The following is a 13,258-nucleotide window of genomic DNA, read 5'->3' on the forward strand; positions in this document are numbered from 1 at the left end:
CCGGGCGGTTGCTATACAAGTTAAAAGTTAAAACATTCTTCCCTGTTCCTTGTTCATTCTTACCTCTTGCTTCTTCCCTGTGCCTTCTGCCTTCGCCTAAATCTGTTATCTTAAATAGATAAGTCTGCCCGATCGCCCTCTTGGGACAGACGTTTCGATTAAATAGTGGCTTTCAACTCTAAATTCTAATTCTGCTTAAATATCTGTGCGCGTTAACCTCACCGATCGGCAACAACACATCCTTTGGGCAACGGTTCGCCACTACATAGCAACAGCGGAACCCGTTGGCTCAAAAGCTTTGGCTGACGAATTCAACCTCAGCGTCAGCCCAGCTACAATTCGCAATGCGATGGGGACTCTTGAAAAAGCTGGACTGCTTTATCAGCCCCACACTTCGGCAGGACGAGTCCCCTCTGACTCCGGCTACCGAATTTATGTAGACCAGTTGATTCAGCCGTCTGATACGCTCGCCCGCAAGGTGGAACAGGTACTAGACCAGCTCAATTGGTCGGATGGTCGCATGGACGCGGCACTCCGTGGCGCTGCTCAAATCCTGGCAACTATCAGCGGTTACATAGCCATGATCACCATACCGCAAACCACTATGGCTTGCTTGCGCCACTTGCAACTGGTGCAGCTAGAGCCGGGAAAGGTGATGCTGATCGTGGTGACGGATGCCTACGAAACTCAGTCGGTTTTGGTGCAGTTGCCTTCAGACGCAGAAGGTAACAGGCCTGATGCCGAAATTGTCGATCGCCAGTTGCAGATTTTGTCGAATTTTTTGAACAGCAAGTTGCGGGGACGATCGCTCTCGGAACTCTCGGCTGTAGACTGGAGCGAGTTAGACCGGGACTTTGAGCTGTACGCTGAGTGGATGGAAACCATGCTGACTGCTTTGAGCAGCCGCCAAAGCAATCCAACCTACACGCGGATTCTGATCGGCGGTTTAGCAGAAGCGCTGCGCTTGCCTGAGTTTTCGCAGTTGCAGCAAGTTCAAACCCTGGTGCAACTGCTCGAACAAGAGCAAGAACTGCTTTGGCCTTTGATTTTTGAATCGCCTGAGTTGGACATCCCCGGAAAGCGGGTAACGGTGCGTATTGGTTCGGAAAATTCTTTAGAACCAATTCGTGGCTGTACTCTGATTTCTTCGACTTACCGCCGGGGATCAGTGCCGGTGGGTAGTGTTGGGGTTTTGGGGCCGACGCGGATGGTTTACGAAAATGCGATCGCGGTTGTGGAAGCTGCGGCGGATTATTTGTCAGAAGCTATTGGCGGAAATCGAGTGAGTTTTCCAGATGGCGATCGAGGGCGATCGGATAATCCGTTGTTAGATGCACCCTAATTTGATAGCCCCAAGCTTAACTGGCTTGGGGTTTTATTGTCTGTGGATGTACTCGCAACCTTTAAAAACCGGGTTTTGTGATAAAAAACCTAGGCTTTTATACTCTTTTTGGGGCAAGAAACTAAAGCTTCGCGGTTGACAAGAGAGTTTCGTAAACAACCCGGTTTCTGCGTCCATGAGCGGCTCGGAAAGTGGCAGGAGTGGCGGGCGATCGACTTTCCAGCGATCGCGAGAAAGAGATGGCGATGGTGAGCGATCGGGCATTCACAGAAAGTAATCGCGGAGCGTTAGTCGAACGGCGGGTTTAGCAGCCCAACTGACGAGTTTTGTTGCCAACCGGGTGGGCTGCTAAACCCGCTCTAGCGATAGCGGCTACGACCAATGAATAGAGGAGGCGCGTACCCCAGGAGCGTCGATTCCCAAGGCAGCAGAATGTCAAAATATTAAGACATTTTAGAGAGTTGGTCAAAAACAACTAAAAAAGATTAGTGTTGATATGAAAGCAATATTTCTTTTGGGAATAGCCCGGGTTAGACAATTGCAAATAACTTGCAGTGAATTTGGCTTGATTGCCACTCCATAAAAAATTTAACCGCTGAGTTAAGATCGAAACGAAATTTAGGGAATTTTCTTTTAGCATTCAATGAAATCGACCGATAAAACTAAAAATACCTTTGCGATCACAACGCCTCTGTATTATGTAAACGATTTACCTCACGTTGGCAGCGCTTATACGACTATGGCTGCGGATGCCCTAGCCCGATTTGAGCGGCTGCGGGGCAAATCTGTTTTGCTGGTTACAGGGACGGACGAACACGGCCAGAAAATTCAGCGGACAGCCGAGAGTTTGGGACGATCGCCCCAAGCTCACTGCGATTCAGTGGTTCCGGCGTTTGAGGCGCTGTGGGAGCAACTCTCTATCCAGTACGATCGCTTCATCCGCACAACTTCGCGGCGCCACGAGTACATTGTCAAAGAATTTTTCCAGCGCGTCTGGAACTCCGGCGACATTTACTTGAACCAGCAACAAGGTTGGTACTGCGTCTCCTGTGAAGAATTCAAGGATGAACGGGAATTGTTGCCGGGAAATCGGTGTTCTGTCCACACCAGCAAGGAAGTTGAGTGGCGCGACGAGGAAAATTACTTTTTCCGTCTGTCGCGGTATCAAGACCAACTGCTGGCTTTGTACGCAGAACGTCCCGACTTCATCGCGCCGGAAAGCCGACGCAACGAAGTGCTCAGTTTCGTCAACTCTGGACTGCAAGACTTTTCGATTTCTAGAGTGAATCTCGCATGGGGTCTGCCAATGCCAGTTGACCCCAGTCACAGCATCTACGTCTGGTTTGACGCTTTGCTGGGATACGTCACGGCCTTGCTAGATCCGGACAGCGACCCGATTTTGGAGAATGCTTTATCTAAATGGTGGCCGGTTGACTTGCACTTGATCGGCAAAGATATTCTTCGCTTCCACGCAGTTTACTGGCCGGCAATGCTGATGTCAGCGAATCTGCCGGTGCCGGGTCGCGTCTTCGCACACGGGTTTTTGACCAAAGACGGCAAAAAAATGGGCAAAACGGAGGGTAATACTTTAAACCCTGTCGAATTGGTCAACAAGTACGGCGCTGATGCAGTACGTTACTATTTCCTCAAAGAAATTGAGTTCGGAGAGGACGGCGATTTTAACGAAACTCGGTTTATCAATATATTGAATGCTGAGCTAGCAAATGATTTGGGAAATTTGCTTAACCGCACGTTAAACATGGCTCGCAAATATTGCGGTGCCTGCGTACCAAATGTGTTGGGAGAAAACATTGAGGGCGACAACCTTCTCAAGGCTATGAGCCTGGATTTGGGCGATCGAGTAGCGGATTTTTACGAAGAGTTGGCTTTTAGCAAGGCTTGCGAAGCCGTGCTTGCATTAGTGCGAGCCGGGAACAAGTTTATTGACGTGCAAGCACCTTGGAGTTTGTACAAGCAGGGACAGCTCGAAAGTGTCGAACAGGTGCTATATTCTGTTCTGGAATCTGTTAGACTAGCATCTTACCTTTTATCGCCGATTATTCCCAATATCAGCAACGCTATCTATCAACAGCTAGGTTTTTCAATTGACTTTAACGATCGAGTTACAGTTAACAGTTTAGCGAATTTTGCAGCTCATGCTGCCTGGGGCGCTTTGCCTGCAAACCAAACTCTGGGGGAACCCCAACCTGTTTTTAAGCGGATCGAGCTGCTGTAAACAGTACCTTCATAGTTGGCAGCCAGCGCTCTGGGTGTTATGACAGACTACGAATTAGCAGTTATTTCCTTACCAATCTTTCATAAAAATTGAGGCATAACAATCATGTTGAATAGAATAGAAAGCAACGACCTTTTTACGCCGGAACAGGTTCTAGAAAATCGGGGTAGAGTGGCAATTTTTATTGACGGTTCTAACCTTTTTTACGCGGCTTTGCAGTTAGGAATTGAGATTGATTACACTAAGCTGCTGTGCCGTTTAACTGCGGGATCGCGGCTGCTGCGCTCTTTCTTCTACACGGGTGTCGATCGCACTAACGAGAAACAGCAGGGGTTTTTGCTGTGGATGCGCCGCAACGGCTACCGCGTGATTTCTAAGGATTTGGTACAGTTGCCAGATGGTTCTAAGAAGGCGAATTTGGATGTAGAAATCGCTGTGGATATGATGGCTTTAGTGGGGTCTTACGACACAGCGGTACTGGTGAGCGGTGACGGCGATTTGGCTTATGCTGTAGACGCTGTGAGCTATCGCGGTGTGCGGGTTGAGGTGGTGAGTTTGCGATCGATGACGAGCGACAGTTTGATTAATGTAGCCGATCGCTATATCGATTTGGAAATGATTAAGGACGACATCCAAAAAACATCGCGCCCTAATTATGCTTACCGCCCTTTGTCGGGTCTGAGCTTGATGGAGGAACACGACGACAGATAGGGATGTGGTAATGGGTAATGGGTAACGGGTAATGGGTGATGGTTAATGGGTTGAATCATTGAGAATTAAAAGTTAAAAATTTAGACCAAACATGACACATTTTTAATTTTTGATTAAGTGTTTTTCAAGAGCCAATTATTAATTACCAATTACCAATTACCAATTCCCAATAACCAATGATTAATCTCAAATCCCAAATTCCCAATTTCAAATCCCCAAAATTGATGCTGCTATTTTTAGCAGCACTGATTTTGGGGATTGGTGCTTGTGCGGTTCCGCAAGAGGCTCCAAAGAACAAATTAGCGGAGGATCTAAAAACTGCTCAACAGTCAAACAGCACTTTAACTTTAAACAAAGTAACCCTAGAACAAGCAAACGAAAAGGGCGAGACGTTCTGGAAAGTAAACTCGCAAAATGCCGTTTACAGCAAAGACCAAAAGATAGTTAACGTTCAGAAACCAGTGGGCAAATTGTTTCAGGACGGCAAAGAAATTTACGATATTCAGGGAGAAACGGGGCAGGTATTTCAGGAAGGAAATCAGGTTTTTCTCAAAGGTAACATAGTCGCTAAAGACCTGAAAAATGGAGTGGTGTTGCGGGGAAATGAGTTGGAGTGGCGGCCGAAGGAAGATGTTTTAGTTGTCCGCAATAATTTGACGGGAGAGAACAAACAGGTGACGGCTTCAGCGAAGGAAGCGCGGGTTTTCAGCAGGGCTAAGAGAATGGAGTTATTCGGCTCTGTGGTGGCGAATGTTAAAGATCCGGTTTTGCAATTGCGAACCGAGCACTTAGTGTGGTTTGTGGATCAACAAAAGGTAAACAGCGCCAAACCGACTCAAATTGACAGATACAAAGATAAAATAGTCACAGACAGCGGTTTTGCCGACCAAGTAGATGTAGACTTAAAAACCAAGATTGCGACGCTGACAAAAAACGCTCAGTTGATGCCATCAGACCCGCCGCTACAAATAGAAAGCAGTTTGATGAGTTGGAATTTTCCGGCCCAATCTGTGATATCGCCTGGACCGGTGAAGGTTTTTCACCGCGTGGAAAAGGTGACGATGACTGGGGATACGGGGCGGGGAGATTTAGAGAAAAAAGTTTTTTATTTGACGGGAAATGTGGTAGGAATTGGGGAAAAACGTCAAGCTCAATTAAATACCGATCGCGTAACGTGGTATTTAACTAACCAGACGTTCGATGCAGAAGGAAATGTGGTATATCGGCAGCTAAATCCGGTGTTTAATTTGACAGGGCCGAGGGCGGCGGGAGAGTTGAAAAATCAAACTGTGATTGTCAAAGGCGACGGTGGCGGCGGCCAAGTGGTTACGGAATTTGTACCGGACGAGTATAAGGGAACTTTGGGACAGCAATAATTGCGATCGCAGATGTTGGCAGATGAACGCTGATGAACGCAGATATAATTAAGATTGGATGGAGTAAGGAGGGGTGAGCGACTGTTGTTATTGAAATAATCCAAATACTAAAATGACTCCGCCATGACACTAATCGCAAGTGAGGACGAAGTTGCAAAAAGGCCTCAAAAAATCCCGCTGCGCCTCGTCTTAGTCGTACCATTCGTCCTGCAAATCTTCGCTGCTGTGGGACTGACAGGTTGGCTCTCGCTACGCAACGGCAAAACTGCCGTCAACAATGTTACTAGCCAATTACGAACGGAGGTAGTCGCCCGCATCAATCAACAATTAAACACTTACTTGGAAACGCCCCATTTGATTAATGCCATCAGCGTCGATGCCATTGGCCGCTTTGGGTTGTGGAATCCAGACAATATGGGTTCTATGAGAAGCTACTTCTACTGGCAGCTCAAGCAATTTTCCACTGTTAGTTACATCAGTTTTGGAGGCGAAAAAAAAGAATACGCGGGTGCTGGATATAAGGATGATGGCAGTGTGGTTATTGAAATAACCGATCGCTCTACTAATTTTCTCAATACGATCGTCAAGGTAGATAGAGAGGGCAACCCGACTCAGTTTAAGGAAACGCACCCAGACTACGATCCCCGCATTCGACCCTGGTATCAAGCTGCAAAAGTTGCAGGCAAACCCCAATGGAATAAAATTTATCAATATTATATTCAACCTAGCCTAGGAATCTCCGCTAGCCAACCTGTTTACGATAAAAATGGCATTTTTATAGGTGTTGTAAGTACCGATCTATTTCTCTCAAAAATCAGCGACTTTCTCCAAAGTTTAAAAATTGGTAGATCGGGAAAGACTTTCATCATCGAACGATCGGGCTTGCTAGTGGCTTCTTCCACCGCCGAGAAGCCATTTATCAAGAGCAACAATCGCCAAAAAACGCAACGATTAAAAGCGATTGAAAGCAGCGTACCTTTGATCGAGGGTACAGCGCAACATTTAATAGAACGCTTTGGTAACTTTACCGAAATAGATAGCAACCAGCAACTAGACTTCATGCTAGATGGTCAGCGGGAATTCGTGCAAGTATCCCCCTTCCAAGATGGTAGAGGTCTTGATTGGCTGATTGTTGTAGTCGTTCCAGAAGCCGACTTTATGGAGGAAATCAATGCCAATACCCGTAGCACTATCCTACTCTGCATTTTAGCGTTAGTGCTAGCGACGTTGTTAGGAATCCTCGCCTCCCGCTGGATTACCCATCCTATTTTTCTTTTGAGTAAAGCGAGTAGAGCGATCGCTAGCGGTCAATTAAATCAAAAAGTAGACGTAAATGGGATAAATGAACTGGGAGTTCTCGCTCAATCTTTTAACCAAATGGCCCAGCAATTGCGCGAGTCTTTTGCTGCTTTAGAAAAGACCAACTCCGAGCTAGAAAATCGAGTAGAAGAACGAACAAGTGAGCTAAAAGAGGCAAAAATTGCCGCTGATACTGCTAACCATGCCAAGAGCGAATTCCTCGCCAACATGAGCCATGAACTTCGCACACCCCTGAACGGAATTCTAGGATACTCTCAAATTATGGAGCGCGATCAAACTACCACTCCTAAACAAAAAGATGCTATCCACATTATTCACCAGTGTGGTTCGCACTTACTCACGCTGATTAACGATATTTTAGACCTTTCTAAAATTGAAGCCAGTAAAATGGAACTTGACAGCTCAAGTTTTAATTTTTCTTCCTTTTTGATCGGGGTTGTGGAAATGTGCCGCATCCGAGCTGAACAAAAAGAAATTACCTTTAGTTATCAAGTATTAAATCAACTTCCTCACGCTGTAAATGCTGATGAAAAACGACTGCGCCAAGTTTTGATTAACCTTTTGGGCAATGCTATTAAATTTACAGAAAAAGGAGGTGTTATTTTTAAGGTAGGCGTAATAGGTACGGGGGAAGACTCTGACCAATCACAACTTACTAAAATTCGTTTCCATATCCAAGATACGGGGATTGGAATGGCACCCGAACAGTTAGAAAAAATATTTTTACCGTTTGAACAAGTCGGAAATAGCCAGCAGAAGGCAGAAGGCACTGGGTTGGGATTAGCGATCGCACAGAAAATTGTTCAACTGATGGGAGGCGAAATAAAAGTCGAAAGTATACTCGGTCAAGGCAGCATTTTTTCCCTTGATTTAGAGTTGACTCAATCAGCGGAATTTATTGAGCAACCTTCGCTAAATACTTCAACTAATTTAAGGGGTTTTAAAGGGAATAAAAATAAAATTTTGTTAGTAGACGATCGATTAGAAAATCGAGGTTTTATTAGAAGTTTTTTAGAACCACTAGGTTTTAAAATCATGGAAGCTTGTAATGGACAAGAGGGTTTAAATAAAGCCATTGATTTTCAACCGGATCTGATTATCACAGACTTAGTGATGCCAGTAATGGATGGATTTGAAATGTCGCGGCGCTTCCGAAAGTCATCAGACTTTAAGGATGTAATATTGATAGCATCCAGCGCCAGCGTGTTTGAATTCGATCGCCAAAATAGCCAAGAAGCAGGTTGTAACGAGTTCCTGTCAAAGCCTATCCAAGTAGAAGAATTGCTAGAAGTATTAAAAAATTACTTACAAATAGAATGGATTTACGACCAACCTGCGGATTTGGCGATCGCACAGCCGGAAGGTTTCACTGATTTATTAAACGTTCAGAGTGGTGAGCTTGTGATACCGCCATCAGCAGAGCTGGTAGCGCTGTTTAATGCAGCTCGGATCGGCGATATTGAAGTGGTTGAGCAGGAAGCCAATAGACTCAAGCAGATAGACGGCAACTATCTACCCTTTGCTAATAAAATCTTGCAATTTGCCAAGAATTTTGAAGAAAAAGAACTACTAGCTTTTGTAAAAAAACATTTGGGGGAATAAAATGCTCAACCAAAAAGACAATGTAATTTTAATTGTTGACGATAACCCGAATAACCTCAAACTTCTGTTCGATTTTTTGAAGGAGTCAGGCTTCAAGGTTTTAGTGGCTAAGGATGGGGAAAGTGCTATTGAGAAGTTACAAGAAGTTTCGCCAAATATCATATTGTTAGATGTGATGATGCCGGGGATGGATGGCTTTGAAACCTGCCACCGATTAAAAGCATCGGTGGCAACGAAAGATATCCCTGTGATTTTTATGACAGCTCTTACGGATCGCGTGGATAAGGTTAAAGGTTTGTCAATGGGGGCAGTAGATTATATCACCAAACCTTTTCAGCAAGAAGAAGTCCTAGCCCGCGTGCAACTACACCTGAGACTGCGAAATTTGACCAAGACGCTGGAAGAGCAAAATGTGCTTCTCAAAGAGGAAATTGAAGCGCGAAAAGAGGCGGAAGCGGCCTTGCAGAAACTCACTTCTGAGTTAGAGGAACGGGTGGCTTCTCAAACGGCTGAACTTAGACAAGCCTGCAACGAGCTTCAACAGGCTCAAGTTCAGTTGTTGGAAAGAGAACAAAAATTAGGACATGATGCTTTTCACGACGCGCTAACGGAGTTGCCTAACCGCGCTTGGTTTATGAATAGGCTGCAACAGGCGATCGACTTGTCGTACAGACGTGAAGATTATCTATATGGGGTGCTATTTATTGATCTAGATCGCTTTAAAGTAGTGAATGATAGCCTCGGACATTTGGTTGGGGATCAATTACTAAAAAGCGTTGCTCGTCAACTGCAAGTTTGTTTACGCCATACAGATGCAGTTGCGCGGTTTGGAGGAGATGAATTTGTGATATTGCTGGAAGATATTCAAGATATTGAGGAACCAAACAGGGTGGCTGAACGCATCCAAAATCAATTAAGGCAGCCGTTTAATTTGAATGATTATGAAGTATTTACCGATATCAGCATTGGCATTATCGTTAGCACAATGGGTTACGATCGCCCCGAAGACGTGCTCAGAGATGCGGATATCGCAATGTATTATGCTAAAGCTCAAGGCAGAGGGCGTTACGAAGTTTTCGATCCAGCGATGCAAACTGTTGCGATGACGCGCTTGCAGTTGGAGAACGACTTGAGAAGGGCGATCGCGCTACAAGAATTTTGCGTTCACTACCAGCCAATTGTCTCCCTTTCTACGGGGCAACTGAGTGGCTTTGAAGCTTTGGTGCGCTGGCATCACCCATCTGGCACAATCTACCCGCCTGCTGAGTTTATCCCTGTGGCTGAAGAAACTGGTTTGATCAATGAATTGGGGTGGTTTGTTTTGCAGGAAGCTTGTCACCAGATCAGTATTTGGCAACAACAGTTTCCCCACACACCTCCCTTGGCGATTAATGTCAATCTTTCCCCCGTGCAGCTAAAGCAAGCAAACCTACTCAATCGAATTGAGGAGATTTTGCAGGAGACTGGCTTTCCCAGCTACAGTCTAAAACTAGAGATTACTGAAAGCTGCATTTTGGAAACCGTATCCAGGGAAGAAAAGATGTTGAAGCAGCTAAAAGCTCTAGGCCTTATGTTGTGTATCGACGACTTTGGCACGGGCTACTCTTCTTTAAGCCGCTTACACGAGTTTCCCATTGATACCTTAAAGATTGACCGCTCTTTTGTGAGCCGCATTGGGGCAGACAACAGCGGCGTAGAAATTATCCAGACAATTGTAACGCTGGCTCGCAGCCGAGGTATGGATATTGTGGCAGAAGGCATAGAAACGCCAGCACAGCTACAGAAACTGCGAGAGTTGGGGTGTGAGTTGGGGCAAGGATATTTATTTTCTAAGCCTGTAGACAGCTTCAAGGCAACCGAATTATTAGGCATAAAGGTAGGGCTAGCAAGCTGGCCTGACATCTAGTTTGCCTCGATAAATTTTATGAATCTTTTGTAGGAAAGGCTCAAAATCCTACTCTCATCATCATGCTAACTCAATTCTGCTGGGAATTAATAGTTAGTTTGGGTCGGATTTTTGATATTTTATGAATTAATAAAATTTACCTCATGCCCGAACGTTAATTTTTAGGAATTCCTAACGGGTTTATGCTCAGTAACACAGAATTTTCGATATTTTGATTCACTATTGTCTCGGACGATCGACTTCGAGTCGCACTCTTGCAGTGTATGCTGCCCGTTGGGGGGTGCGGAATCTGGGATTGTGCGGATTTGGTATCAAAAGCTCTCTAACGCCACACTCGCCTTAAATTCAACACAAATCCTGGCAATACGTCTTCCCCGGATAACTCGGCAGGATTGATTAATATTTCTACTTCTGCTTGCTGTCGATAAATCTCTACCTGCCGGTTTTGCGGGTCAATCAACCAGCCCAATCTTGCGCCGTTGTCGATGTATTCCCGCATCTTAGTTTGAAGGGTGGAGAGACTATCGGATGCCGAGCGCAATTCTACTACAAAGTCTGGACACAGGGGAACGAAGCCTTGGCGCTGTTTTGGAGTTAGTGCCTCCCAGCGAGTTCGACTCACCCAGGAAGCGTCGGGAGAACGGCGAGCACCATTGGGGAGGATGAATCCAGTAGAAGAGTCAAAGCCTTCTCCTAAATCCTCGTGTGCTTCGCACCAGTTGCCGAATTGCGTACTGATACTGAGGTTGCGGCTGCCTGATTCTCCTCCGGTGGGTGGATTCACGATTAATTCTCCTGCTGCGGTTCTCTCTAATCTCAAGTCGGGATTTGCCAATGCTAGGGCATCGAATTGCTCGCTACTGACAACAATCCCGATCGCGTTTGGCAATTCTATAGATATGGTTTCTGGTTGAGTGATTGTTTGTACCATATTTAATTCCGGTTTTTTTTAGCTTGAACTCGGCAATAAAAAAAAGTTAAAGGACTCTTGCACGGGGTGGGGCGGGTTTACGAGATTGTGTGTTTTAGGCAATTATGATCGGTGAACCCGCCCCTACAAAATTTTGACAATCGTGCAATATGTTTGATATTTTCTACAACTGTCCGAAACCTTTTTTAGGCTTATCTTTTTTCTTTTTCTTCTTCTGCTGGGCACCCATATAGCCACGGGAACCGGGCTGCATTCCGGGGCCGCCCATTCCCGGCATTCCGGGCATTCCGGGCAATCCTCCCATTCCTGTAAAGTTGCCTTGACTCATTTGCTGCATCATTGTACGCATTTTCTGGAAATCGCTCACCAGCTTTGTTACGTCGTTTTCTGCGTAGCCTGCGCCTTTGCCGATGCGGCGGCGGCGGGATGGAGAACTTGCTAAAAGTTCGGGGTTGCGGCGTTCTTCCACTGTCATCGAATTAATCATGGCTTCGGTGCGTTTTAGCTGCACTTCTCCCTGCCGCATTTGTTCGTCTGAAAGTTTGTTCATCCCCGGAATCATTTTCATGATGCCGCCGAGGGAACCCATGTTTTTTAACAGTCTGGTTTGTTTGAGAAAGTCGGTAAAGTCAAACTTTGCCGTGAGCATTTTCTCTTGCATTTTCTCGGCATCGGCGATGTCAAATTCTTCTTGCGCTTTTTCTACTAGCGTCAAGACATCGCCCATGCCGAGTATTCTCGATGCCATGCGATCGGGATAAAATGGTTGCAATGCTTCCACTTTTTCGCCGACGCCGACAAATTTAATCGGCGCGCCGGATATTTGCCGCACTGATAAGGCTGCACCGCCGCGGCTGTCCCCATCTAATTTGGTTAAGATTGCGCCGGTAATGCCGATTTGTTCGTGAAAGGTGCGGGTTAAATTTGCTGCTTCTTGGCCGGTCATGGCATCAACAACTAACAGCGTTTCGTGGGGTTGTACTGTTTGTTTGATGCGGCCCAATTCTGCCATCATGTCTTGGTCGATTTGCAGGCGACCTGCTGTATCGACGATGATGGTATCAATGCCGATTTGTTTGCCGTGTTCGATGCCTTGGCGGGCAATTTCTACGGGGTCAATGTCTTTGCCTAATTCAAATACGGGTACGTCGATTTGTTTGCCGAGGGTTAGCAATTGGTCGATCGCGGCTGGTCGATAAATGTCGGTTGCGACTAGCAGTGCGGTACGATTTTGTTTGCGGAGGTGCAGCGCTAGTTTAGCGGTAGCTGTGGTTTTCCCGGTTCCTTGCAAACCTGCCATCAGGATCACTGTGGGCCCGGATTCGGCGGTGGCGAGGGGTACGTTGGTTTCCCCCATGACGCGCACGAGTTCGTCGTGGACGATTTTGATGAATTGTTGGTCGGGACGGACGCCTGAAACGACTTCTGCGCCTTGTGCTTTTGCCGCTACCTCTGAGATGAAGTTTTTGACGACTTGGAGGTTGACATCGGCTTCCAGGAGGGCGCGGCGGACTTCTTTGAGCGCGTCTTGGATGTTGGACTCGGAGATTTTATTTTGTCCGCGCAGTTTTTTCCAGGTGGATTCGAGTCGATCGGCAAGGGCTTCAAACATAGGGCATTGTTGGCTAGTCAGTCTTTTTAATTTTAAGGCTAAATGCGGATGTTTGGATGCAAGTTTTGCTGAAACAGTTCGCGATCGCACTCCGACTAAAGAAACCGGGTTTTTTATGAAAAGACGCGTTGCAGCCTACTGATTCGGTAAAAAAGCCGGTTTCTGGCCTCATGCGTAGTTTGTAGTTTGATGTTTTTATTTTTTAACCGCTGATGAACGCGG

The 13,258-nt window shown here is 46.1% G+C and carries 8 protein-coding genes; 6 read left to right on the forward strand and 2 right to left on the reverse strand.

All coding sequences use genetic code 11. The features are described from left to right. Positions 1-199 precede the first annotated feature (199 nt). From hrcA to QUB16_RS11950, 6 genes are all read left to right on the forward strand, one after another. The gene (hrcA, locus tag QUB16_RS11925; RefSeq protein WP_445251115.1) at positions 200-1,342 is read left to right on the forward strand and encodes a heat-inducible transcriptional repressor HrcA; all 1,143 of its coding nucleotides are present in this window, start codon (positions 200-202) and stop codon (positions 1,340-1,342) included. Positions 1,343-1,985: 643 nt separating this feature from the next. Next, complete coding sequence (gene metG, locus QUB16_RS11930; RefSeq protein WP_333316205.1) at positions 1,986-3,578, forward strand: methionine--tRNA ligase; 1,593 nt, start codon at positions 1,986-1,988, stop codon at positions 3,576-3,578. 105 nt (positions 3,579-3,683) lie between these two features. Beyond that, positions 3,684-4,289 (forward strand): LabA-like NYN domain-containing protein, encoded by a 606-nt coding sequence (locus tag QUB16_RS11935; RefSeq protein WP_006631885.1) that lies wholly within the window; start codon positions 3,684-3,686, stop codon positions 4,287-4,289. Positions 4,290-4,465: 176 nt separating this feature from the next. After that, a complete protein-coding gene (gene lptC, locus QUB16_RS11940; RefSeq protein WP_333316207.1) occupies positions 4,466-5,665 on the forward strand; it encodes an LPS export ABC transporter periplasmic protein LptC in 1,200 nt (399 codons plus the stop codon). Between the two features lie 123 nt (positions 5,666-5,788). Continuing rightward, on the forward strand, positions 5,789-8,587 hold the full coding sequence (locus tag QUB16_RS11945; RefSeq protein WP_333316209.1) for an ATP-binding protein: 2,799 nt from the start codon (positions 5,789-5,791) through the stop codon (positions 8,585-8,587). Position 8,588: 1 nt separating this feature from the next. Further along, positions 8,589-10,493, forward strand: a complete 1,905-nt coding sequence (locus tag QUB16_RS11950; RefSeq protein ID WP_333316211.1) for an EAL domain-containing protein — start codon at positions 8,589-8,591, stop codon at positions 10,491-10,493. Between the two features lie 322 nt (positions 10,494-10,815). Here the strand turns inward: QUB16_RS11950 and QUB16_RS11955 are convergent, their stop codons facing one another. Both QUB16_RS11955 and ffh read right to left on the reverse strand, forming a co-directional pair. Next, positions 10,816-11,424 carry a Uma2 family endonuclease gene (locus QUB16_RS11955; protein ID WP_333316213.1) on the reverse strand — a complete coding sequence of 203 codons (609 nt, stop codon included), beginning with the start codon at positions 11,422-11,424 and terminating at the stop codon, positions 10,816-10,818. Between the two features lie 163 nt (positions 11,425-11,587). Next, complete coding sequence (ffh, locus tag QUB16_RS11960) at positions 11,588-13,036, reverse strand: signal recognition particle protein (RefSeq protein ID WP_333107613.1); 1,449 nt, start codon at positions 13,034-13,036, stop codon at positions 11,588-11,590. Between the last annotated feature and the right edge of the window lie 222 nt (positions 13,037-13,258).

Source organism: Microcoleus sp. D3_18a_C4 (genome assembly GCF_036702415.1).
Lineage (GTDB): Bacteria > Cyanobacteriota > Cyanobacteriia > Cyanobacteriales > Microcoleaceae > Microcoleus.

Bases quoted from the DNA above. Each gene is read 5' to 3' on its own strand.
- QUB16_RS11935 (WP_006631885.1), top strand. From the start codon at position 3,684: ATGTTGAATAGAATAGAAAGCAACGACCTTTTTACGCCGGAACAGGTT.
- metG (WP_333316205.1), top strand. From the start codon at position 1,986: ATGAAATCGACCGATAAAACTAAAAATACCTTTGCGATCACAACGCCT.
- QUB16_RS11945 (WP_333316209.1), top strand. From the start codon at position 5,789: ATGACACTAATCGCAAGTGAGGACGAAGTTGCAAAAAGGCCTCAAAAA.
- lptC (WP_333316207.1), top strand. From the start codon at position 4,466: ATGATTAATCTCAAATCCCAAATTCCCAATTTCAAATCCCCAAAATTG.
- QUB16_RS11950 (WP_333316211.1), top strand. From the start codon at position 8,589: ATGCTCAACCAAAAAGACAATGTAATTTTAATTGTTGACGATAACCCG.
- QUB16_RS11955 (WP_333316213.1), bottom strand. From the start codon at position 11,424: ATGGTACAAACAATCACTCAACCAGAAACCATATCTATAGAATTGCCA.
- ffh (WP_333107613.1), bottom strand. From the start codon at position 13,036: ATGTTTGAAGCCCTTGCCGATCGACTCGAATCCACCTGGAAAAAACTG.